Source organism: Paenibacillus sp. FSL K6-1230 (assembly GCF_038002385.1).
Classification (GTDB): domain Bacteria; phylum Bacillota; class Bacilli; order Paenibacillales; family Paenibacillaceae; genus Paenibacillus; species Paenibacillus massiliensis.
The window spans coordinates 747,173-771,217 of the sequence record NZ_JBBOCK010000001.1 but is presented as its reverse complement, the minus strand read 5'-3'; the positions used below and the strand labels follow the sequence as shown (position 1 = coordinate 771,217).

General features: G+C 50.1%; 16 protein-coding genes, 15 tRNA genes and 2 rRNA genes. 4 read left to right on the top strand and 29 right to left on the bottom strand.

Annotated features, from left to right (window positions below):
• Positions 1-45 precede the first annotated feature (45 nt).
• Together guaA and MKX74_RS03420 are read right to left on the bottom strand one after the other, a co-directional pair.
• Positions 46-1,584: a glutamine-hydrolyzing GMP synthase gene (gene guaA / locus MKX74_RS03425; protein WP_018888300.1), complete on the bottom strand. Its 1,539-nt coding sequence runs from the start codon at positions 1,582-1,584 to the stop codon at positions 46-48.
• A 284-nt stretch (positions 1,585-1,868) separates the two neighbouring features.
• Entirely contained in the window at positions 1,869-3,317 is a 1,449-nt protein-coding gene (locus MKX74_RS03420; protein ID WP_341177509.1) for a polysaccharide deacetylase, read from the bottom strand.
• Between the two features lie 127 nt (positions 3,318-3,444).
• On the opposite strand from MKX74_RS03420, the gene MKX74_RS03415 reads away from it, so the two are divergent.
• Positions 3,445-4,080: a DedA family protein gene (locus MKX74_RS03415; protein WP_341177508.1), complete on the top strand. Its 636-nt coding sequence runs from the start codon at positions 3,445-3,447 to the stop codon at positions 4,078-4,080.
• A gap of 143 nt (positions 4,081-4,223) precedes the next feature.
• On the opposite strand, the gene bcp is transcribed toward MKX74_RS03415, so the two are convergent.
• From bcp to MKX74_RS03395, 4 genes are all read right to left on the bottom strand, one after another.
• Positions 4,224-4,688 (bottom strand): thioredoxin-dependent thiol peroxidase, encoded by a 465-nt coding sequence (gene bcp / locus MKX74_RS03410; protein ID WP_341177507.1) that lies wholly within the window; start codon positions 4,686-4,688, stop codon positions 4,224-4,226.
• Between the two features lie 300 nt (positions 4,689-4,988).
• Positions 4,989-5,777, bottom strand: a complete 789-nt coding sequence (locus tag MKX74_RS03405) for an ABC transporter permease (protein ID WP_018888296.1) — start codon at positions 5,775-5,777, stop codon at positions 4,989-4,991.
• 5 nt (positions 5,778-5,782) lie between these two features.
• Positions 5,783-6,580, bottom strand: a complete 798-nt coding sequence (locus tag MKX74_RS03400; protein ID WP_025680269.1) for an ABC transporter permease — start codon at positions 6,578-6,580, stop codon at positions 5,783-5,785.
• Positions 6,573-7,619 (bottom strand): ABC transporter ATP-binding protein, encoded by a 1,047-nt coding sequence (locus MKX74_RS03395; RefSeq protein WP_341177506.1) that lies wholly within the window; start codon positions 7,617-7,619, stop codon positions 6,573-6,575. Before MKX74_RS03395 ends, MKX74_RS03400 begins: the two co-directional genes overlap by 8 nt.
• An 84-nt stretch (positions 7,620-7,703) precedes the next feature.
• Between MKX74_RS03395 and MKX74_RS03390 the strand changes: the two genes are divergently transcribed.
• Both MKX74_RS03390 and MKX74_RS03385 read left to right on the top strand, forming a co-directional pair.
• A complete protein-coding gene (locus MKX74_RS03390) occupies positions 7,704-8,810 on the top strand; it encodes an LCP family protein (protein WP_341177505.1) in 1,107 nt (368 codons plus the stop codon).
• Between the two features lie 273 nt (positions 8,811-9,083).
• Complete coding sequence (locus tag MKX74_RS03385) at positions 9,084-10,400, top strand: glutamate-1-semialdehyde 2,1-aminomutase (RefSeq protein ID WP_341177504.1); 1,317 nt, start codon at positions 9,084-9,086, stop codon at positions 10,398-10,400.
• A gap of 317 nt (positions 10,401-10,717) precedes the next feature.
• Here MKX74_RS03385 and MKX74_RS03380 read toward each other — a convergent pair whose 3' ends face one another.
• Positions 10,718-12,220, bottom strand: coding sequence for an aminotransferase-like domain-containing protein (locus MKX74_RS03380; RefSeq protein ID WP_341177503.1), 1,503 nt, complete (start codon positions 12,218-12,220; stop codon positions 10,718-10,720).
• A gap of 299 nt (positions 12,221-12,519) precedes the next feature.
• Between MKX74_RS03380 and MKX74_RS03375 the strand changes: the two genes are divergently transcribed.
• Entirely contained in the window at positions 12,520-13,482 is a 963-nt protein-coding gene (locus tag MKX74_RS03375) for a DMT family transporter (RefSeq protein ID WP_018888290.1), read from the top strand.
• Between the two features lie 120 nt (positions 13,483-13,602).
• On the opposite strand, the gene MKX74_RS03370 is transcribed toward MKX74_RS03375, so the two are convergent.
• From MKX74_RS03370 to MKX74_RS03265, 22 genes are all read right to left on the bottom strand, one after another.
• Entirely contained in the window at positions 13,603-14,010 is a 408-nt protein-coding gene (locus MKX74_RS03370) for a sensory rhodopsin transducer (protein ID WP_341177502.1), read from the bottom strand.
• Positions 14,011-14,144: 134 nt separating this feature from the next.
• The gene (locus MKX74_RS03365) at positions 14,145-15,317 is read right to left on the bottom strand and encodes a rhamnogalacturonan acetylesterase (protein WP_341177501.1); all 1,173 of its coding nucleotides are present in this window, start codon (positions 15,315-15,317) and stop codon (positions 14,145-14,147) included.
• A 38-nt stretch (positions 15,318-15,355) separates the two neighbouring features.
• On the bottom strand, positions 15,356-16,195 hold the full coding sequence (locus tag MKX74_RS03360; protein ID WP_018888287.1) for a carbohydrate ABC transporter permease: 840 nt from the start codon (positions 16,193-16,195) through the stop codon (positions 15,356-15,358).
• A 5-nt stretch (positions 16,196-16,200) separates the two neighbouring features.
• Entirely contained in the window at positions 16,201-17,103 is a 903-nt protein-coding gene (locus tag MKX74_RS03355; protein WP_018888286.1) for a carbohydrate ABC transporter permease, read from the bottom strand.
• Between the two features lie 290 nt (positions 17,104-17,393).
• Positions 17,394-18,683, bottom strand: coding sequence for an extracellular solute-binding protein (locus MKX74_RS03350; RefSeq protein ID WP_025680272.1), 1,290 nt, complete (start codon positions 18,681-18,683; stop codon positions 17,394-17,396).
• A gap of 219 nt (positions 18,684-18,902) precedes the next feature.
• Positions 18,903-18,973 (bottom strand) — tRNA-Gly (locus tag MKX74_RS03345).
• Positions 18,974-18,983: 10 nt separating this feature from the next.
• Positions 18,984-19,057 (bottom strand) — tRNA-Pro (locus MKX74_RS03340).
• A 142-nt stretch (positions 19,058-19,199) separates the two neighbouring features.
• Positions 19,200-19,276: transfer RNA gene (locus MKX74_RS03335), tRNA-Arg, on the bottom strand.
• Positions 19,277-19,281: 5 nt separating this feature from the next.
• Positions 19,282-19,356 (bottom strand) — tRNA-Gly (locus MKX74_RS03330).
• An 8-nt stretch (positions 19,357-19,364) separates the two neighbouring features.
• Positions 19,365-19,445 (bottom strand) — tRNA-Leu (locus tag MKX74_RS03325).
• Positions 19,446-19,458: 13 nt separating this feature from the next.
• Positions 19,459-19,534 (bottom strand) — tRNA-Lys (locus tag MKX74_RS03320).
• Between the two features lie 17 nt (positions 19,535-19,551).
• Positions 19,552-19,625, bottom strand: a tRNA-Trp gene (locus tag MKX74_RS03315).
• Positions 19,626-19,632: 7 nt separating this feature from the next.
• Positions 19,633-19,718, bottom strand: a tRNA-Tyr gene (locus MKX74_RS03310).
• 4 nt (positions 19,719-19,722) lie between these two features.
• A tRNA-Thr gene (locus MKX74_RS03305) sits at positions 19,723-19,798 on the bottom strand.
• 125 nt (positions 19,799-19,923) lie between these two features.
• Positions 19,924-20,000: transfer RNA gene (locus MKX74_RS03300), tRNA-Asp, on the bottom strand.
• A gap of 30 nt (positions 20,001-20,030) precedes the next feature.
• Positions 20,031-20,104, bottom strand: a tRNA-Met gene (locus tag MKX74_RS03295).
• 11 nt (positions 20,105-20,115) lie between these two features.
• Positions 20,116-20,191, bottom strand: a tRNA-Val gene (locus tag MKX74_RS03290).
• A gap of 124 nt (positions 20,192-20,315) precedes the next feature.
• Positions 20,316-20,387, bottom strand: a tRNA-Glu gene (locus tag MKX74_RS03285).
• 19 nt (positions 20,388-20,406) lie between these two features.
• Positions 20,407-20,495: transfer RNA gene (locus MKX74_RS03280), tRNA-Ser, on the bottom strand.
• A 3-nt stretch (positions 20,496-20,498) separates the two neighbouring features.
• Positions 20,499-20,574 (bottom strand) — tRNA-Asn (locus MKX74_RS03275).
• Between the two features lie 60 nt (positions 20,575-20,634).
• A 5S ribosomal RNA gene (gene rrf / locus MKX74_RS03270) occupies positions 20,635-20,751 on the bottom strand.
• A 197-nt stretch (positions 20,752-20,948) separates the two neighbouring features.
• Positions 20,949-23,871 (bottom strand): 23S ribosomal RNA (locus MKX74_RS03265).
• Positions 23,872-24,045: the final 174 nt, after the last annotated feature.

Below are 24,045 nucleotides of genomic sequence, written 5' to 3'. Positions count from 1 at the left end.
AAGAAACCCTAGGGGCTCTCCAAGCTTTTTGTAATTGTTATTTAGTTACTCCCACTCAATCGTCGCTGGCGGCTTGGAGGTGATGTCATATACGACGCGGTTCACGTTATCCACTTCGTTAACGATCCGCACAGAGATTTTCTCCAATACGTCCCAAGGGATACGTGCCCAGTCAGCTGTCATGCCATCAATGGAAGTAACGGCGCGAATACCTACCGTGTAGGAATACGTACGTGCATCTCCCATGACACCTACGCTCTTCATGTTCGGCAGTGCCGTGAAGTACTGCCAGATCTCGCGATCCAGGCCAGCCTTCGCAATCTCGTCACGCAGGATGTAATCGGAATCGCGCACGATCGTCAGCTTCTCCTCTGTCACTTCACCCAGCACACGAATAGCCAGACCCGGGCCTGGGAACGGCTGACGCCATACGATCGCTTCTGGCAGACCGCACTCTTCGCCTACCTTACGCACCTCGTCCTTGAACAAGGCACTCAGTGGCTCGATCAGCTTGAACTTCATGTCTTCAGGCAGTCCACCAACGTTGTGGTGAGACTTGATCGTCTGAGCAGTAGCTGTACCGCTCTCTACGATATCCGTATACAGCGTACCTTGTGCCAGGAAATCAAAGTCATCGAAGCGAGCCGACTCCTCTTCGAATACATAAATGAACTCATTACCGATGATTTTACGCTTCTGCTCCGGATCATCCACACCTACCAGCTTGGACAAGAAACGCTCACGCGCATCAATCTTCACGACCTTCATATCGAACTTGCCGACAAAGGTCTCCATAACGCTCTCTGCTTCGCCTTTACGCAGCAGACCATGATCAATGAACATACAGGTCAATTGATCGCCAATCGCCTTGTGAATGAGCATAGCCACGACAGAAGAATCCACACCGCCGCTCAGTGCGCACAGAACCTTCTTGTCCCCCACTTGCTCGCGAATTTCACGAATCTGATTCTCAATGAAGGACTCCATCGTCCAGTTGCCTTCACAGCCACAGACTTCGTACAGGAAGTTACTGATCATCTCATTACCTTTTAGGGAATGGCGCACCTCGGGATGGAACTGAACAGCATAAAAGTTCCGATCCGGATGGCTCATCGCCGCAATCGGAGCACTCTCTGTACCTGCGTCCAGCTTGAAACCTTGTGGCAGTTCAGTAACATGATCACCATGGCTCATCCATACGGTTTGCGAAGCATCCAGCCCTTTCGCCAGAGCAGATCCTTCATTGAACTGCACGTCTGCCTTACCATACTCACGCTTGCCAGCACGTTCTACCTTTCCGTTCAGCTGCTGAGCCATGAGCTGCATACCATAGCAAATACCAAATATAGGAACTCCAAGATCATAAACAGCCGGATCTACGTGAGGAGCATTCTCGGCATACACGCTGGATGGACCGCCAGAGAACACGATTCCTTTTGGAGAAAGCTCACGGATCTTGTCGGCAGGTGTATTATATGGAAGCAGTTCGCTATACACACCCAGATCCCGGATTCTTCTTGCAATCAATTGGTTGTATTGTCCTCCAAAATCCAGAACAACAACGATTTCATTAGGCTTATTCATTACCGTGCCTCCCTCAATTAATGGATTCATTATACGCAACGACAAAACACGTCGTCAAGGAAGGCACTTGTCTTTTCAAGATATCCCAGAACACAGACTCTTTAGGCGAACAGATCTTAATGATTTCAGGCATATCATCTCTTCCAAATAACCAGGGTGAATTGGTTCTTTGGCCACGGAAGTCTGCCACCGCCTGCCAATCGGCTGAATCCATTATTCCCTATCAATGATGAACCACATCAGCTGTCCCGAGCTTCACGGGTCCTAATGCATTCATTCATTCATCATATAGCCCTGATTCGATACTCCGCCGATGGCTCCCTCTCATATGTCACGGTATAGCCCAGTCCTTCCAGTAAGTCCCTCAGTGGCAGGTAAAGACTATCCGCTCTCATTTCAATGCTTGAATTCATCATATTCACACCTTGGGCTCCTTGGACTTCTTGTACATAATTCCTGTTTGCCTTGCTTTGGATAAAGGTCTTACTCATATATGCATTTTGAAGCAACTTAGTTTTCATCAGATAGTCAGTAAAATACTTTACACCACCCGTCAGATTGGATAGAGTACTGATACTTGCATTCCTGCTGTGAGCACTGACCATCAGGAGAGGCACATCGCGCTTGGGCACGCAACTCATTTTGCCGCTATTATTCGTCTGAAAGATCCCACCTTGTCGGGCATGAATCTCTATATATCGTTCGCCTATGCGTACAGAGGCGATCCCTGTCTTCGGCTGCCAGACCACAGTGCCGCCCAGCTTCTCCACAACACTGCGTAATGGGGCAAGCACATGCCCTTGCTTCCATTCATACTCGCTCGCGGACAGGCTCAATTCTTGTGCTCCTATAGCGACATGTAGAGCAGGTCCAGACTCAAGCAGCGCACGGTTCGTCAAGATATGCTCGGCGATCCAGCTCTTCCCCGGTTGGGAACGTGTAAGCGCCTTTGCCTTCTGTGACACCGGGAACTGCCACTGCCGCATCTCTGGAGTGAGTACAGCAAAGGAATACCCTGCCGCCTGGTACTTCTTTATGATTCGAGGCAGTGCCTTCACCGTCTCTCCCCTTGCCCCTCCATCGTGTAGCAACACCACCTTGTCTCCGCGTTCCGTAATCCCCCGGGTAGACTGCTGTACAATTTCTTGTGCCGGAACACCTGACCGCCTCGAATCACCGCTGTCCACATTCCAATCCACCACCGTATACCCGGCCTGATCCAACAGGCTATAGTAGACATCATCAAAATGCCCATAGGTTCCTCCAGGCGCTCTTACCAAGGCAGGACGCTCCCCTGTAACACTATGAATAATGCTCTCCGTTCGCTTGATCTGACTCCAGAATTCCTGAAAATTGCGATATAGCTCCTCGTAGCTATGATTATAGGTGTGATTACCGATAACATGACCTTCCTCTGCCATACGCCGAATCAACTCTGGCGACCTCACGGCATGCTCTCCTAATACAAAGAACGTTGCTTGCACATCATATTGCTGTAGGATGTCGAGCACCTGCCCGGTGTATTTGCCTGGTCCGTCATCAAATGTCAAATAGACCGTGTTGCTGTCTGTAGTCCGAGCTGAGGCTGCTATCGTGGATGGCTCCGAGCCTATTGATCGGCCAGGCTGTAACAGGGGGGTATCCACCTGAAACCGTGCTAGCGCCTGCTCGTATGATAGAATGGACGTGAGCATCCATAGAATGGTTATACACACAACGAATCTATATCTCATCGTGATCCCTCCATATATTGAACCTAGTATTTTTTGATAAAATATATGAAATGATGAAGTTAAATAGACTAGTCTGGTGCATATTTCGAAAGAAAGATATCGCAGAGGAAAACAGGAGTGAATAGCTGTGGAAGTGCTGCAATGGATTGAGGGTTTATTCGAAAATTACGGGTACTGGGTTCTCTTCGTCGGACTGCTGCTGGAATTCATCGCCTTGCCTTTCCCTGGGGAGACATCCATGGCTTACGCCGGGTATCTTGCCTATGCAGGCAGCTTGAGCTTCTGGCCCTTGATCGCTCTGGCCTTCCTAGGTACGACCATTGGCATGAGCATCACGTACTGGATTGGCCGCAGAGTGGGGCTTCCTTTTATCGAGCGTTATGGAAAATGGCTATTGCTCAAGCCTGACAAATTCGCCCTGACCCAACGCTGGTTCGTCAAATATGGCTACATGCTCATCTTTGTGGGCTACTTTATTCCCGGCGTGCGCCATTTTACGGGCTATTTCTCGGGCATTACAGCTGTGCCATTTCGCAAGTTCGCGCTCTACGCCTATAGCGGGGCCATGTTCTGGGTCATACTCTTTATCAGTCTGGGAAAAGTATTTGGCCCACAGTGGGATACCGTATTCCTGTTGGCGGAGCGTTATGCCATAAGGATCGTGATTACTATAGCAATGGTGGGGGGAATCCTGCTGCTACTCAAATATCGCAAGGCTCTATTTCAAATCTTCTCTTCTTCATCGAAAAAAGATATTCGTTAGCTGAAGGATGGCTGCAGTCAGCTTTCTGGCACTAAAATGCGGGACACAAAAAACGGGGCCTTGTAATCAATCACAAGGGCCCGTTGGGATTGTACTCATTTTCAGAGTAATTAGATAAATGAATTATTATGTAGAGATGCCACTCAGGATTCTGAAATATGCTGGAGCACGCTCTCAATATGCCCCTTCACCTTCACCTTGCGCCATTCCTGTACAAGTATTCCTTCTTCATCAATCAGGAAGGTGGAACGCACAATCCCCATATACTGCTTGCCATACATTTGCTTCTGCTGCCATACACCATAAGCCTCTGATACGGTATGCTCCTCATCAGCCAATAGCTGGAATGGCAGGCCGTACTTCTCGATGAACTTGCTGTGCCGCTGGAGCGGATCTGTGCTTACACCGAGAATGATTGCCCCTTGTCCAGTGAACTGCTCATGATGATCTCGGAAGTCACAGGCCTGTGTCGAGCAGGTTGCCGTCAGATCCTTTGGATAGAAATACAGTATCACCTTGCTCCCACGGTAATTTGATAATTTGACCATACCGCCCTCACTGCCAGGCAGCTCAAAGTCGGGCGCTGGTTGTCCTATGATTGCACTCATGCCCCTTTACCTCCTAAATATTTAACTAGCTGAATGAAGTCTTCACACAAGGACAGAATTTATTCAATCCACACGTCAAGCTCTCTTCTATTAAAAGCTCTGAAGTCAAAAAATACAAACTTTGCTCCAAGCAATTGATTCCTTCATTACCACTAATGATAAAGGCAGCCTGCATGGAAGCCATGTTCACTAATCCGAAATACGCTTCACAAGCAGCTGCCTACTTAATTCTTATTCACTTGATTTCTTAACTTTAATTTCACTCTAGCCCATTATGCCGTGACTTTATTACTCCATGACTCAGGAGCCTGCTCCCCGATAACGGCGCACTCCATGATTCCAGGCCAGCAGGCCCAAAGTCAGGAAGATAGCACCCATGACTGGAGTAAGCAGTGCCATCATGCGCATCTCGGAGCGCTCCAGGAACAACGAGGCTGGATAGACTCCTACGAACGCGAACGGAATGATCCAGGTCAGCAGCACCTGAAGTGTTCTGTTGTAGATCGTAACTGGATAGCGCCCATAGCCCTGGATGTTGTACATCAGCGGAATGATTCCGGTTGGCGCATCCGAGTAGAAGGACAGAGACGTCAGCATCGTATAAATCCCTGTATAAATAGCAACTGAGCTTAACGTCATAATGATTAAGCCCGGAATGTACCACCATTCGAAGACCATGCTCATCTGCGCGCCACTGGCGATCATGATGATCACACCGACCAATGAACCGACCAGCGCAGGTGGGTCCACATTTTCCAGCATGATCTGGAATAGATTATGGGCAGGACGTGTCATGACACGGTCCATTTCCCCCTTCACGATGTACCTTTCTCCGAACCCCCACATGTTGACAAAACAGTTGAACACGCCGAAGGGAACCATGAAATAGCCGTAGACGAACAGGACCTCACTCTGACTCCAGCCGCCAAGATTATCGGTATGCATGAATACCACAAAGATGAAGATCAGGTTCGTGGCCTGGAACAATAGATCGGATACGACCTCCACCCAGAAATCGGCACGGTAGGTCAGTCTGGATTTCATGTAATTTTTCAAATATTCAATGATTAAGCTCCAATAATACTTCATTACACCTATCCTCCTTGCACGAACAGACGGCGACGCGCCAGACGCCAAATGATGATCATGGGGATCAGCAGCAGGATGAACCACAGGACCTGAATCCCTAACACATTCCAGATCCCTGTCCCCTGCACACGCCCGGTAAACACGGAGCCCGGAAGGTAGGTTATCGCCTGAAAAGGAAGCCAGGCCGAGAGGCGTTCCAGCCAGCCTGGAAATAAGCTAATAGGCACTACCAGACCCGAGAAGAGATCGACAATGACCCGCTTCATCCGCATCATACCTTCATTATTTTCAATGAAGAATGCAGACAGGCCTGTAATGACATTCAATTGCGAATTGATCAGGAAGCTGAAGAACAGCATCACGAGAAATCCGATCCAGGCGTAAGGGTCGCGGGGAAGCTCCACCGGGAACAACAGGATGGCAATAAGCATGCCCGGGATCATCAGCATCAGAAAGCGGAACATTCCCTCGCCCAATCCCTGCGTCATTTTGACCAGAATATAGTTATAAGGCCGTATGATCTGGATGGCAATGCTCCCATCGCGAATATCCGTCGATATCTCACGATCCAGGTTGTTAAAATAGAACGCCCGGGCCATCCACGATACGGCCACATAGGTGGTCATCTGCGCAGCGGTGAAGCCTCCAAGCTCCTTGCTACCGCCTCCATAAATCGCCATGTAAGTAAAGTAATACACGCCGATATTCAGGGTATATATAAGTATGCCTGAGTAATAATTGATCCGATAGGCCAGCATCGTCAAAAAACGAATGCGAATAAAATCGGAATACACACTAAGCATGCGTGACCGCCTCCTCTTGCGGGGCAGCAGCCTCCGGTCGATCAGCGGAACCCGACTGGTAGATTCTGCGTACAATATCGTCCGTATTTGTCTCGATAATTTTGATATCCGTAATGTCCGTGCGCCCCACGACGACACCGAGCACATCGGATACGTTATATTCCAGAGGAATCCATACCTTGGCCATCAGATCATGCTCAGCTTCCCATTCTACTGGCATGCCAGCAGTCCATTGCCGAAGCTGCTCCAGGCTCGCAGGTGTCCCGAATTGGAACAGGACCTCCCGCCCGGTTCCCCAGCGAGATTTCAACTCATCAAGGCCACCATCATAGATGATGTTCCCGTCATCGAGCATAATGACCCGGGAGCACAGTGCCTCGATATCCTGAAGATCATGGGTAGTAAGCAGAATCGTCGTTCCATGCTCGCGGTTCATATCCTTGAGGAATTCGCGTATTTCCGATTTGACCACAATATCCAGTCCGATCGTAGGCTCGTCCAAGAAGACAATTGACGGATTATGCAGCAGAGCTGCTACCAGTTCACAACGCATCCGCTGTCCCAGACTAAGCTTGCGAACGGGACGATTAAGCAGTTCCTGAAGCTGCAGGCGCTCTACCAATTCATCTAATCGACGCTTGAAGTCCGCATCTGGAACCTGATATACTTTCCGAAGCAGCTGAAATGATTCAATGACGCCAATATCCCACCAGAGTTGACTTCGCTGTCCGAATACGACGCCGATATTGCGGACGAACTGTTCTCTTTCCTCATAAGGCGTATACCCACCTACCTTCAGCGTTCCTGAGGTAGGCACCAGAATGCCCGTAAGCATTTTAATCGTAGTCGATTTCCCCGCCCCATTCTCTCCAATGTAGCCGCAAATCTCCCCCTGCGGAATCTGAAAGGAAATATCTTTTACAGCCATCACTTCCCGGTATTCGCGTCGAAATAAATCAAGGAAGGCACCCTTCAAGCCCTCCCGGCTCTTATGGACATGAAACGTCTTGCGCAATTGCTGAACATCAATAGCTAACATATTGTACCTCACTGTGTAATTGATTGAGCTCCAAAAAGAAATTATAATGTAATGAATTGAAAAGGGAAAGGGAGAACAGGAAACATGACCAGAAAGACCAAAAGAACGATCTGGACCGTTTTGGCTGTCGTAGCCGTTGCGGTGATCGGTGTTGTCATTTTTTATTTTACATCCATATATAATCAGTTGAATCAGCTTCAAAAAACTGGGGAGGCTTCTCCGTTCCATAATATTGAGAAAATCGACAAGGTTGTGACTCCTGATCCACCGAAATGGGAAGGAACCGAGCGAGTCAACATCCTGCTCATGGGCGTTGATTCTCGTGATGCTCAGGACGAAGGCGTTCCACGTTCAGACAGTATGCTGGTGTTGTCCCTGGACCCTGTGCAGAAGAAATATCACTTGTTCTCCTTGCTTCGCGACACGTACACATCTATTCCTGACCATGGAAGAAATCGGATCAATACCGCGATTACCCACGGCCCAAATACAGCAATGAAGGCCGCAGGCGACTTACTGGGAATTGATATCCAATACTACGTATACACAGACTTTCAAGGCTTCATCAAGCTGGTCGATGCGATTGGCGGTGTGGACTTTGAAGTCGAGAAGGACATGAAGTACATCAGTAAGGCCGATAAGCATCTCTATGACATTGACCTCAAGCAGGGCATGCAGCATCTGGACGGAAATACAGCCTTGCAATATGTCCGTTTCCGGCATGACAAGATGTCCGACTTCTCTCGAACTAGTCGTCAGCGGGAATTGCTAAAGGCTATTGCTGAGAAAATGCAGACCACGACCTCCATTGCCAAGCTGCCGAGCATTCTGGAGCAGGTGAATCCGTTCATTGATACGAACCTGTCCGTGAACGATATGTGGAAGCTGGCTAGTGTAGGGTACGAGAGCAAGTTTGGTGGCAGCGAACAGATTCCACCAATGAACATGCTCAAGGAGGAACGTATTAATGGAGCAGCTGTCCTGACTGTTGGCAGAGAGGATAAGCTTAAGGAATACATTCAGGAATTCCTGAACTCCACGCCTGAGGAGGAGACTCCAGAGCAGGATGACACGGGAACGGGTACAGGGACGGATAGCAAATCACCGCCTCCAACAAGTCCCCGGGAATCTGCATCAGAGCCTTCTTCTGGCAGCAGTAGCAGCCGAGCATCTGTATCTGACATAAATTAGAAGAGATACTGATTTTCATCTAAATAACATTCAGCAGCAGTTCATGGATGCTCTCCACCCTGTATGGGGGAGGGCATCTTTTTTTGTGCCGCTCACTGCACGTGCTGTGCTTTGAAAAACAAGGAGTTTAACGGACTACTGGATAGCCTTTCCTCCAAAACTGTCACATAACCTGCGGCAGCAGTCTGATATAATAGCTATGTTACCCGCATGCAGCACAGCTTATAAATCAGGTTATCGCCTGCTGACAGGCGCAGAAAGGAATCTATATACATGAATCGAGACACTTCAGCATCATTGTATCAGGAAGCACTGGAGCATATTGTAGGTGGGGTCAACAGCCCTTCGCGTTCGTTCAAGGCTGTAGGCGGTGGCTCCCCCGTCTTCATGAAAAAGGCAGCCGGGTCCCACTTCTGGGACGAGGACGGCAATCGTTACATTGATTATCTGGCGGCATATGGCCCCATCATTACCGGACATGCCCATCCACATATCACTAAGGCCATTACAGAAGCGGCGGCAAATGGTGTCCTCTACGGTACCCCTACCCGACTTGAGATTAAGCTGGCTTCTATGCTCAAAGAGGCTATCCCATCTTTGGACAAGGTACGCTTTGTGAACTCGGGAACCGAGGCCGTCATGACGACGATCCGGGTCGCACGCGCGTATACCAATCGCAACAAGATCATCAAATTTGCGGGCTGCTATCACGGTCACTCTGATCTGGTCCTGGTCGCAGCTGGCTCGGGTCCCTCTACATTAGGAATTCCTGACAGTGCAGGCATCCCAGCGAGTCTGGCGAGCGAGGTCATCACCGTACCGTTCAACGACTTGGACAGCCTGAGACAAGCCCTGGAGCATTGGGGGGATGAGGTTGCTGCCGTGATGGTCGAGCCGATTGTCGGTAACTTTGGCATGGTCATGCCCGCACCAGGCTTCCTGGAGGGATTGTGTGCGATGGCTCGCAGCAACGGCTCCCTCGTAATCTATGACGAAGTCATTACTGCCTTCCGCTTCCACTACGGGTCCACGCAGACCTATTCAGGACTGGATAATTTAGAGGCTATCCAGCCTGATCTAACGGCCCTTGGCAAGATTCTGGGTGGTGGACTACCTATAGGCGCCTATGGCGGCACCAAGGAGATTATGGAGCAGGTGGCACCACTCGGTCCTGCCTATCAAGCAGGTACGATGGCAGGCAATCCTGCATCCATCTCGGCAGGCATCGCCTGTCTTGAAGTTCTCCAGGGAGAAGGCGTCTACGAGGAGATGGAGCGTCTCGCGATCAAGCTGACCTCAGGACTGGCAGACTCCGCGAGCAGACATGGTGTCCCTCTTACGATTAATCGCATTCGAGGAGCCTTCTCCACACACTTCTGCGATCATCCAATTACCAACTATGATGAAGCACAGGATACGGATGGTGAAGCCTTCGCCAGCTTCTTCCGCCACATGCTAAATCGTGGTATTAACCTGGCTCCATCCAAATATGAGGCTTGGTTCCTGACCACCGCCCATACAGATGAGGATATCGACGCCACGCTGGAAGCTGCGGATGAATCACTCCGATTGCTCGCTGCGGGCAAGTAAGAGCGTGGACGAACCTTGCAGGCTGTCGCTAGCCGAGGCCAAGAATTGATGACCTGACGGAGCGTAAGCTAGTCCCTTATTCAGCTTGTTTTTGTTAGCTTGTTCTTGTTAACTATTTCTTGTTAACTATTTCTTGTTAACTTGTTTATCTTAAATTGTTTGTATGTCTTGTCCCATTTGGTCTGCTAATTATATAGTGCCACTATACAGGGCTATGCTGCTGTCTTTTCCAAGACTGTGTCATAGCCCTGTTCGTGTGACTAACAACGTCTGTGGACGATGGGCCGCTTAACCAGATCCCTTGGACTCATCCCGCCCTATCTTTTGCGGCGATCCAGCCGTTCCAGCTCCTCACGTACCATCACCAAGCCCCGTTCGATCTGCGACTCATGCACATTGGAAATGTTCAACCTCAATAACGGTGTAGCTCGATCCTGATCTGCAAAATATCGATTAGCTGTGTCTGCATGCACCCCTCGCTTAGACAGCCCGCTAAGTAATGCCCTGTAGGACAGGTTTGCAGGCAAAGGAAGCACCGTATGTTCTCCTCCATTACGTGGTGCTTCGGCAAAGGCTGGGTGATCCCCAAGTCGGTCCAGCATACTATTGAGCATCTTCATCCTTGCCGTATACTGCTCACGAATGCCGCGACGATGTCGATCATACATTCCACTACGAATATAGATTTCCAGTGCAGCCTGCGACAGGGTAGAGCTATCGATATCAAGTATGGTCTTGTAATGTGCGAAGCTCTCAATCAACTCTGCTGGCAGCACAGCCACGCCCAGACGCAGGCCAGGAAAGATGATCTTGGAGAAGCTCTTCAGATAGATTACCCTCCCGCTGCGATCATAGGCGTAGACCGGGTCCCTTTTGCTATCCGTATCCAGATCTGCGAGGTAATCATCCTCCACAATATAGCTATCATAATGTTGAGCCAATTCGATGAGACGCTGCTTCTGGGGTATCGTCAGGGATACCCCGAGCGGGTTATGGAACCGGGGCATGACATAAATGAATTTGATCTCTCCCGTCTGAAGTAGCTGCTCCAACCGATCCATATCCAGACCGTCCAAATGACGAGGGACCGTATAATAGTTGGCCTGCAGCCCTTGCAGCAACGGAAACATATTATGATAGCCTGGATCTTCAATGACAATGCCTAACTTCTTGTTCGGGAAAGGCATCGTGATTAACACAGCTAGTGCCTGCTGTACTCCTGACGTGACGCAGATCTGCTCTCGGCGGGTAAATACCTGATGGTCCGTCAATCGCTCCTGCAGCAAGGCCCTGAGTGATGGTAGCCCTTGAGCTGTGCCATAGACAAAGAGATCCGTGCGGTAGTTGTCGATCGCTTGATTAATGCAGTGCTGAAAATCCACATAGGGAAATACTCTGGGGTCAGGAGCGGCGGAGGCAAAATCCAGCGGCCCCCCTTCATCCTGGGCAGAACGAGAATCTGGGCCACTTGTCACTGCAAAATACCCACTCTTGGGTAGACTGTAGACAAGATGCTCCCTCTCCAGCTCCGCATAGGCCTGCAGGACGGTACTTTTGCTGCATTGGTATCGGGCTGCCAACACACGTACAGATGGCAGCTTGTAGCCATCCACACCGCGCGGAATTCGCCGGTTCAATAGCTCTGTCCGCAGGTCCGCAGCAATGCTAGCATATTTAAGCTGCACAGGGACTGATTCGGACTGTGCTGATCCGAGTTGTGCATATGCCGATTCAGACTGTGTATGTGCTGGTTCGGACTGTATATATGTTGGTTCCGACTGTGTATGGGCTGATTCAGACTGTGACTGTGTTCTTTTCATAATCTATCCCTTAACCTCCAATTCACCTGGCAAGCTTGATATAAGGCTACACACCTGGTCAATAATACAATGATTGGTGCAGCTGCATTACGATAGCTGGAATGCCACCAGCACGCATCGGTCTGTTCGACACGTATACCAGCATAGCTTCCAGCTTAATCTAACCTGTACCGGTACAGATGGGGTGTTTTACGATAGCTACAAGACTCCACCTCTATTATATTTAATAGTGTCATCAGTAAGGCAGGTTTGATCTTCTGCTTCTTGTATGACAAATACACGATCTCAAGGAGCTTCCTATGAACACACAGACATCTAATGGTACGGCCTCTGCTTATCTCGCTGCGATCGCCTATGCCCTCATCATCGGCTTTTCATTTATGTTCGTCAAGTTGGCCATTCAGGTAGCCAATCCGCTAGATCTTTTGGCTCATCGCTTCTCCTTGTCCTTCCTCGTACTTACCGTTCCGGTAATTGCAGGGTGGCTCCCCTTCCGCGTGCAGCGTCAGGACCTTCTGCGTCTGCTACCGTTAGGATTATTCTCTCCCGTACTATTCTTTATGTTCCAGACCTTTGGATTGGTCACCACCTCTTCCTCCGAGGCAGGGATCATTCAAGCTACAGTTCCTGTATTCACCCTGATTATGGCTACGATCTTCCTGAAGGAGAGAACGACATTACTTCAAAAGCTTTCTCTGCTACTATCAGTGGGCGGCGTTGTCTTCATCTTTGCCATGAAGGGGGGCGCGCAGCTCTCTACAGCCAACATCATCGGTATTGCCCTCATTACGCTCTCGGCTATCTGTTTCGCAGCTTATGGTGTGTTGGCCCGGCCCCTGACCCAGAAATATGCGCCACTTGAGATTACTTATGTAACCTTGGGTATGGGCTTTGTGATCTTCAACGTTCTGGCCATCGGTCAGCATCTGATCGAAGGGACGTTACCTGAGTATGCACGCGCACTGACAAGCCCTGTGGCACTAGGAGCCATCGCATATCTAGGAATAGCTTCCACGCTAATCACAACACTACTGTCCAGCTTTGCACTTTCCCGACTTCAGGCCTCCAAGATGAGCGTATTCAGCAATCTGTCCACACTGGTATCGATCCTGGCTGGAGCTCTCCTACTTCAGGAGGAAATCCATTATTATCATATTGTAGGCGCTGTGGCGATCGTGCTGGGGGTGCTTGGAACGAATTGGAGAACACGTCATATTCGTCAATCCTCCAAGTCAGGCGTTAGACCATCAAAGATGAGTTAGTACTTTGGCCAGTTCAAATGTGAGTGGGTCATTCAAGGTACTAAATATGGGCGACATAGTAAAGAGGCAGACCCACGGTCTGCCTCTTGTTCAAGATATGATGTCTGCTCAACCTGTGAATCAGTTACCCGCAGGGTAAGCCATGACACTCATCAGCGCCAGCTCCGGCTGAGTCGTATCAAGGCGGCTGTACTGAACGAATACCGGGATATCACTTTCCACAGTGATCGCATACGGAACTCCTACAGGAATTCGCTCCCCATCCTTTTCTAATGAAGCAGTACGGATGTGGCGTGTTCGCTTGCCTTCCACTAACGCCTCCATGGCCTCAATGGGCTCGCGATCCTCGAAATAAATGCTAATCTTCAAGTTCGCATCCTGCTGGTCGCAATTCAATACACAGATACTCTCGTGACTGAGAAGCTCCCCATTACTGATTGGCGGTATATAGCCATCAGGAATAACCCAATAATAGCTTCCCTGCCTGCCAGTCTGCTGGCCTGCCTGGGTGTCCAATCCATCCTTCACGTCGTGACCTCCTTGTCTGTTCAGGCGAGTACGCCCGTCTACAGCGACATAAGTGCTACTCCTTCGGTAATACTTCTACAGGGGAATACTTCTACAGAAGCAAGGAATAGACCTCCTGTAGCTCTATCTAATGCTCATCTTAAATACATCAATAATGGCTGTAGTCCTTCTTCCCTGATCCAATCTGCTACAAGCTGGGCAATGCGAATCGCCCCAGATTCCTGAAAATGCGTGTTGTCCTCCACACCACTGGAGAAGTTCAGATACTCCCCGGGTAGCACCCACATAAATATGTCTTTCGTGCCTTCTACTCCCGTCTGCTCAAATAGCTGTCTGGAGCGTTCAGCCAGATCGAACAGTGGTACCTCGCATTCCTCAGCCAGCTCACGAACAGCAACGGTGTAGTCTCCATGCGTATCTGACAATGTACCATCCGGCTCGAAATATCTCCGCTGGATCGGAGTAATCAGCACAGGACGCGCCTCCTTGGCGCGGGCCCCATCGATGTAACGACGCAGATGCTCCTTATATGTCGTGAAAGGCTCTGTTCCACGAGCCGGGTCATTCTTCTCGTCATTATGTCCGAACTGAATGAACAGGAAGTCTCCTGCCTTCAGCTCCTGGAGGATCGCATCCAGCCGTCCCTCCTGGATGAAGCTACGCGAGCTTCGGCCCGAGATGGCGTGATTATCCACGCATACGTCATGCTTGAACAGCGCTGGCAGCGTCTGTCCCCAGCCTGCGTAGGGATAACCCGACTCTGCTTGATCCGTCACCGTGGAGTCTCCAGCCAGATATAGCTTCATCGTCTGAGGAGCTTGGACCAATTGAAGCGCATTCAATCTTGGGGCTTTGCCAGAGATGATCAGCCTTAATCTGCCTCCTCGCACAGTTACGGAGAAGCGCTCCTCGGCATATTGCCCGGGTGCTGTTCGAATCGGTGGAAGAACCCGCTTTCCTTCCACGGCCTTAATCAGGGTATGCGTCTCTGCGAGCTCGTCGCCCACAATCACCTTCACCTGATAGGTACCGTCAGGTACATCCACGACGAATGCTGCTCCCACCGGAATGCAGAAGCTGCTGCGAAGCCGCGGCGTGATTACGGAGATGTCCATCTCCTGTTGGGCGTTGCCAGCTCTGTCCAGAGGGGCTGCTTCATCGTTCCCCCCAGGTGTACGCACTCTGCCATACACCCTGGAGGTATCCTCAAAGCCGTAGCCGCGCTCGGCAGTGTACTGACAATCCGGTGTTACTCCTTCATAGCCCGGTACAGGTTCGCCAGGCCCGAAGTCAAAATTTCGTTCCATTTTCCATTTCCTCCTCAAGACTGTAACGTATCCAGGTATCAGCCTTTGAGTCCGCTGGTGCTCATTCCTTCAACAATTTGCTTTTGGAACAGGAAGAAGACGGCGATAACCGGAATCAGACTGACTATCGACATGGCGAACATGCCCCCCCAGTTGGAAGCGGACTCACTATCCAGGAACATTTTGAGCGCCATAGATACAGTATATTTTTCCGGGGAGTTCAAATACAAGACCGGACCCAATAAATCTTCCCAACGCCAGTAAAAGGAGAAAATCGCAGCCGTAGCTATCGAGGACTTCAGCAGCGGCATGATCACCTGCAGATACAGGCGGAACTTGCCACATCCGTCAATTGTCGCTGCCTCATCCAGCTCCACGGGTATCGTACGAATGAACTGAATCATAAGGAAGATGAAGAATGGCATTCCGAAGAAAGCAGGTACTACAATCGGCAGAATCGTGTTCAGCCAGCCGAGCTTGGTAAAGATAATATATTGCGGTACGAGCACGACGTCATGTGGCAGCATCAGCGTCACCATCATCAACGCGAACCAGAAATTCCGACCGAAGAAGCGAAGTCTGGCAAAACCAAAGGCAATTAGAGAAGAGGAGATAACCGCCCCAAGCGTAGCGATTACTACAATCACTAGTGAGTTATAGATATATCTGCCGAAGCTGTAACCAGAGATCCCGGCCCAGCCAGTAAGATAATTCTCCCACTTCCATTCCGTTGGCAGCAGATAGCCCGCTGTTGCGAAGATGGTGCGGCTTTCCTTGAAGGAACTGAATAGCATCCAGATGACTGGGTACAGCATGATAAGGGCCAGCGATGCCACAAAAATGTGATAGACCGGCCATTTGATCTTTTTCCATAGCATCGTGATCAGCGTCCCCTTTCCGTCTCGTAGAACACCCAGAATTTAGAAGTCAAGAACAGAATCGCAGTTAAGATCGCAATCATAATGAGCATCACCCATGCCATCGCAGCGGCATAGCCCATATTGTTGAACATGAACGCCTGCCGGAAGAGATAGAGGGAATAGAGCAGGGTTCCATCCAGTGGTCCGCCCTCACCTTTGGAGATAATGTAGGCAGGTACGAAGGTCATGAATGCGCTGATCGTCTGCATAATCAGGTTGAACAGGATAATCGGGCTGAGCAACGGCAATGTGATGCTGAAAAATTTACGAACCGGGCTCGCACCATCCACACTGGAGGCCTCGTACATTTCCATCGGGATGTTCTTCAGTCCAGCCAGGAAGATCAGCATAGAAGAACCGAACTGCCATACGGAGAGCGAGATTAGCATGCCTAGTGCCGCATTGGGATCTCCGAACCACTTGACCGGGGTTCCTCCGAGTGCACCAATCAATGTATTAATGACACCTTCATTACTGAAAATATTACGCCACATGATGGATACGGCAACACTACCACCGATAATCGACGGCAGATAGTACATGGTCCGATAGGAGCCAACCATCCGTGATTTGGTGTTCAGCAGCATAGCCACGAACAAAGCAAACATCAATCGGAAAGGTACCCCAACAACCACATACAGGAAGGTGACCTTTACAGAGTTCCAATACTTTGGATCGTTCGTGAACATCTTCTCAAAGTTATCCAGCCCGATCCAACGAGGTGAAGTAAAGAGATTGTAGCTTGTGAACGATAGATACAGGGAAATAACCATAGGAACCAACGTAAAAGCCAGAAATCCAATGATAAACGGACTGATAAAGGCATATCCGGTCAAATTGGCTCTAAGCGTATGACTTCGCCGCAACGGTACCAGCCTCCTTATTTCGTATTTTTCCTCTCCATTCCATCCTTTACATGCCCCTTCGAATTCCTAATTCCAGTGAAGGTTGGTAGTATAAATACATTGTTAGTTGCAGCAATAGTATTTGTACTCATTGGCATTGGATTGAAGGGGCCGGACTTCGCACTTGAATTCGAGCGGTACGTCCATTCTTCATCTCAAGGATGATCCAACAGACGACTACTCTGTCCATGCGCAGCTTCCGGCCGCCAACAGTTCCTCTCTAGTACTTATTTATTGTCGTGCAAGCTAGTTTATTGATTTTGTGACAAAATACTATTAGCTTCCGAGCGGAATTTAGCCGCTGCATCTTCTGGTGTCATTTGACCAAAGTTCACTTGCTCTACGTAATCAGCCAGCGTAGCAATAACCTCTGGAGAGCCTACTGGTGGTGGTGGGCTCATTGGAGATGCCTTCGGCTCCATCTCTGCCACGAAATCGAATACTTGCTTAGTTGGCTCATTCAGCTCTGAGGAGACAGCTTCCTTAATCTTGGCTGAGATTGGCACGCCGCGCTCACCCTTGATCAGCTTGTTAGCTTCTGGATCATTAGTGTAGAAATCAATGAACTTAGCTGCTTCTTCCTTTACCTTAGAGCTAGCTGCAATAGACCAGTACATCGTTGGCTGCATGTAGATACCCTTTTCCATATCCGGTCCGAACATTGGAGCCAGTGCCATCGGCTTATCCACTACCGATTGCAGAGCCACATATTGGTTAGACCATTGCCATTCACCAATCTGTTTGCCCTTCACGATCTGGGATTCTTCCAGAATACCTTTGGATTGATTGATAATTTCTGGGGATGGAGCTCCTTTGGCCTGCATCGTGTCAGCCAGTGTACCGAAGAAATCGGCGAAGAGCTTGTCATCCTCATATCCTAAAGCTGTACCTTCTGCATTGTAGAGGGACAGTCCCTTCGTACGCAGATAATAGTTGAAGAAAATGTCTGCTGCCATCGAGCTGTCAAAATAAATGTCCTTGGAGCCAGCTTGCTTGGCGAGCTCAGAGTATTGCTCAAATGTCCAATTCTCAGGAATTTCAATACCTGCCTCTTTCAGCTTCTCAGGCACATATTGATAGCTGAGTACGTTTACCCCTGTCGGGATGCCATATTGCTTGCCTTGAATGACGCCTGTCTGCAGTACGCTTTCAGCTACATCTCCAGTCTGGATGGCACTGCCCACATAGGAGCCGAGATCCTCCAGCTGACCATTCTGAGCGTATTGGCTGATATAGGATACGTCCATCTGAATAATATCCGGAAGTTGGTTGGCTGCAGCCTGAGGCGCAAGCTTCTTCCAGTAATCATCGAATGCAGCATATTCCACGTCAATCTTCACATTGGGATTCTTTTGCTTATAGAGGTCAATAACCTGTTGTGTATACTCATGACGTTTATCAGACCCCCACCACGCAATACGCAGTGTTACCTGTCCGTCACCAGAGGTACCGCCACTGTCCCCGCTTCCCCCTGAGCTACTGCAAGCCGAAGCAAACAGCAGCAAAAAAGTCATCATCAAAAATAGTCCTTTTTTCTTCACATCGCTCTCCCCTTTTTCGCTGTAATGGAACGGAGCTGTCGGAATCACAGGAAAACATTTTGTTGATAGCGCTTTCATCTGCTCCTAAGATCATTTTCCCAAAATTCAGGTCTGATTTGAATACACAAATCCGTGTTCATACCTTCAAAATTCAGTGTAGCATATACTAAAAAGAGATGGCACTATAGCAGTGCCATCTCTCTTAACGAATCTATGTAAAGCGGGTGATGGGAATCGAACCCACGCTACCAGCTTGGAAGGCTGGAGTTCTACCATTGAACTACACCCGCACGTATAAGATCGGGACGACACGATTTGAACATGCGACCCCCTGGTCCCAAACCAGGTGCTCTACCAAGCTGAGCTACGTCCCGATATTGAATAATATGACGTCCCCTGAGAGATACCGACAACATGCGTCGGACTGCGAAGTTAAGCTAACGAGGCTTAGCTCCGACGAACTCATTCGTTCGAATCCATATCAGTGAACTTTGTAAACCACTGTAAGTAGTTATATGGCGTCCCCTGAGAGATTCGAACTCCCGACCTTTTGATTCGTAGTCAAACGCTCTATCCAGCTGAGCTAAGGGGACTTATTTGGAGCGGACGACGGGAATCGAACCCGCGACCCTCGCCTTGGCAAGGCGATGCTCTACCGCTGAGCCACGTCCGCAAAACCTATGCGCGTGGAGGGACTTGAACCCCCACGTCAAAGACGCTAGATCCTAAGTCTAGTGCGTCTGCCAATTCCGCCACACGCGCATATGATACATTATGGTGAGCCATGAAGGACTCGAACCTTCGACACCCTGATTAAAAGTCAGGTGCTCTACCAACTGAGCTAATGGCTCTCATTAAGAGAGTTAAATGGCAGGGGCAGCAGGAATTGAACCCACACTAACGGTTTTGGAGACCGCTGTTCTACCTTTAAACTATGCCCCTAAAAAACTGGTGGAGGATGATGGATTCGAACCACCGAACCCGTAAGGGAGCAGATTTACAGTCTGATGCGTTTGGCCACTTCGCTAATCCTCCACAATGGTGCCGGCGAGAGGACTTGAACCCCCAACCTACTGATTACAAGTCAGTTGCTCTACCAGTTGAGCTACACCGGCATATGAAATTAAAAGGTAAAACTAACGGGATGCTCTCATTCCGTGTGCGACACAGAAGTCCATGCTTACGAAGCACATGCTCCGACGAACCCTTAGTGATTCTCTTCCCTGAAGTTAAATCAAAATGGCGGAACTGACGGGATTCGAACCCGCGATCTCCTGCGTGACAGGCAGGCATGTTAGGCCTCTACACCACAGTTCCATGAGTTACTTTCAATCGCTTGAAAGATAATTGCGGGGACAGGATTTGAACCTGTGACCTTCGGGTTATGAGCCCGACGAGCTACCGAACTGCTCCACCCCGCGATATTAAATTATGGTGGAGGCTGAGGGGATCGAACCCCCGACCCTCTGCTTGTAAGGCAGATGCTCTCCCAGCTGAGCTAAGCCTCCATATTTATGACTCGTATGGATTGCGTCTTACGATGTAAGTCAACTGCGATGTATTTCTATCGAAGCTTATGCTCCGACGAACCTCTAGGGGTTCTCATTTTTCATCGGCTATGGGATAGCCTTATGACCCGTAGGGGATTCGAACCCCTGTTACCTCCGTGAAAGGGAGGTGTCTTAACCCCTTGACCAACGGGCCTTGTAAATTAGTGAATCAACGGAGAGAGAGGGATTCGAACCCTCGAGACGCTTTTGGCGCCTACACGATTTCCAATCGTGCTCCTTCGGCCAACTCGGACACCTCTCCATATGGCTCCCCGAACAGGACTCGAACCTGTGACAACTCGATTAACAGTCGAGTGCTCTACCAACTGAGCTATCAGGGAATATCTTCCAATGTGTATGTATGCCGCATGCACAGGCGAAAAAAAACCCCCATATGGGGTGCTTGGCGGCGTCCTACTCTCCCAGGACCCTTCGGTCCAAGTACCATCGGCGCTGGAGGGCTTAACGGTCGTGTTCGGGATGGGTACGTGTGGAACCCCTCCGCTATCGCCACCAAACGTGCATTTGGTTCACAAATGCTTATGCCTGCTTTGGAGTACTGCACTTTTATACGTATTCCTTCACAGTATTCTTTCAGGTTACTGCATCGCCAAATGCAGCTTGTACTTCACGTAGGATCACGTCTACTTGAAACGTTATCCACATGAATTACACCCTGAAAACTGGAACCGAAACGAATCATTGCATTCTACTTTAGGATAAGCCCTCGACCGATTAGTACTGGTCAGCTCCATGCATTACTGCACTTCCACCCCCAGCCTATCTACCTCGTCGTCTTCAAGGGGTCTTACTAATTGGGAAATCTCATCTTGAGGGGGGCTTCACGCTTAGATGCTTTCAGCGCTTATCCCGTCCGTACATAGCTACCCAGCGGTGCTCCTGGCGGAACAACTGGTACACCAGCGGTACGTCCATCCCGGTCCTCTCGTACTAAGGACAGCTCCTCTCAAATTTCCTACGCCCACGACAGATAGGGACCGAACTGTCTCACGACGTTCTGAACCCAGCTCGCGTACCGCTTTAATGGGCGAACAGCCCAACCCTTGGGACCTACTTCAGCCCCAGGATGCGATGAGCCGACATCGAGGTGCCAAACCTCCCCGTCGATGTGGACTCTTGGGGGAGATAAGCCTGTTATCCCCAGGGTAGCTTTTATCCGTTGAGCGATGGCCCTTCCATGCGGTACCACCGGATCACTAAGCCCGACTTTCGTCCCTGCTCGACTTGTAGGTCTCGCAGTCAAGCTCCCTTCTGCCTTTGCACTCTTCGAATGATTTCCAACCATTCTGAGGGAACCTTGGGGCGCCTCCGTTACTCTTTAGGAGGCGACCGCCCCAGTCAAACTGCCCACCTGACACTGTCCCCGTACCGGATTACGGTACCAGGTTAGAACCTAGATACGATCAGGGTGGTATCCCAAGGACGCCTCCACAGAAGCTTGCGCTCCTGCTTCAACGGCTCCCACCTATCCTGTACAGATCGTACCCAAATTCAATATCAAGCTGCAGTAAAGCTCCATGGGGTCTTTCCGTCTTGTCGCGGGTAACCTGCATCTTCACAGGTATTAAAATTTCACCGGATCTCTCGTTGAGACAGCGCCCAAGTCGTTACGCCATTCGTGCGGGTCAGAATTTACCTGACAAGGAATTTCGCTACCTTAGGACCGTTATAGTTACGGCCGCCGTTTACTGGGGCTTCGGTTCATAGCTTCGCCTTGCGGCTAACCACTCCCCTTAACCTTCCAGCACCGGGCAGGCGTCAGCCCGTATACTTCGCCTTGCGGCTTCGCACAGACCTGTGTTTTTGCTAAACAGTCGCTTGGGCCTTTTCACTGCGGCCCCCTCGGGCTATTCACCCTACCGAGGCACCCCTTCTCCCGAAGTTACGGGGTCATTTTGCCGAGTTCCTTAACGAGAGTTCTTCCGCGCGCCTTAGAATTCTCTTCTCGCCTACCTGTGTCGGTTTGCGGTACGGGCACCTTCACCTGACTAGAGGCTTTTCTTGGCAGTGTGAGATCATGACCTTCGCTACTGTAATTTTCACTCCCCATCACAGCCCAGCCTTACGATGTGCGGATTTGCCTACACATCAGCCTCACTGCTTGGACGGACATCCATCAGTCCGCGTCACTACCCTCCTGCGTCCCCCCATCGTTCATAACGGTTTACGGTGGTACAGGAATTTCGACCTGTTGTCCTTCGACTACGCCTTTCGGCCTCGCCTTAGGTCCCGACTTACCCTGAGCGGACGAGCCTTCCTCAGGAACCCTTAGGCTTTCGGCGGATCAGATTCTCACTGATCTTTTCGTTACTCATACCGGCATTCTCACTTGTATGCTGTCCAGCGCTCCTTACGGTACACCTTCAACCTGCATACAACGCTCCCCTACCCCTGATGCAAGCATCAAGCCATAGCTTCGGTGGTGTGTTTAGCCCCGTTACATTTTCGGCGCAGAGTCACTCGACCAGTGAGCTATTACGCACTCTTTCAATGGTGGCTGCTTCTAAGCCAACATCCTGGTTGTCTGTGCAACTCCACATCCTTTCCCACTTAACACACACTTGGGGACCTTAGCTGATGGTCTGGGCTGTTTCCCTTTTGACAATGGATCTTAGCACTCACTGTCTGACTCCCGGAACTAAGTCTATGGCATTCGGAGTTTGACTGAGCTTGGTAACCCTTGCGGGCCCCGCACCCAATCAGTGCTCTACCTCCACGACTCTCTTTTCCGAGGCTAGCCCTAAAGCTATTTCGGGGAGAACCAGCTATCTCCGGGTTCGATTGGAATTTCTCCGCTACCCCCACCTCATCCCCGCACTTTTCAACGTGCGTGGGTTCGGGCCTCCAGTGCGTGTTACCGCACCTTCACCCTGGACAGGGGTAGATCACCCGGTTTCGGGTCTACGTCCACGTACTAAATCGCCCTATTCAGACTCGCTTTCGCTGCGGCTCCGGCTCTTCACCTTAACCTTGCACGGGAACGTAACTCGCCGGTTCATTCTACAAAAGGCACGCCATCACCCATAGATCGGGCTCTGACTTCTTGTAAGCACACGGTTTCAGGTTCTATTTCACTCCCCTTCCGGGGTGCTTTTCACCTTTCCCTCACGGTACTGCTTCACTATCGGTCGCCAGGGAGTATTTAGCCTTGGCAGATGGTCCTGCCGGATTCATACGGGGTTTCACGTGCCCCGCACTACTCGGGATCCGTCTCGGAGGGTGCACCATTTCGATTACAGGGCTTTTACCTCTATCGCGGGCCTTTCCAGACCTCTTCATCTAGGGTACACCTTTGTAACTCCGTGTGAGACGTCCCACAACCCCAGGAAGCAAGCTTCCTGGTTTGGGCTAATCCGCGTTCGCTCGCCGCTACTGACGGAATCACTATTGTTTTCTCTTCCTCAGGGTACTTAGATGTTTCAGTTCCCCTGGTCTGCCTCTCCTTTGGCTATGTATTCACCAAAGAGTGACTACCTGTTACAGTAGCCGGGTTTCCCCATTCGGACATCCCCGGATCGAAGCTTGCTTACAGCTCCCCGAGGCATTTCGTCGTTCGCCACGTCCTTCGTCGGCTCCTGGCGCCTAGGCATCCTCCGTGTGCTCTTATTAGCTTAACCATGATTTTTGCCATAGGCAAAAGATCAAACCGCTAATAACTTTCACTTGCTTACACAAGTTCAGCTAAAAGATGTTCTAAAACGCAATGTTTCGTTTCGGTATCCAGTTTTCAAGGTGCAATGCTGTTGTGAAACAACAGCCCCTGTGTGAAATTCGGTCCATCTCGCTTGAGC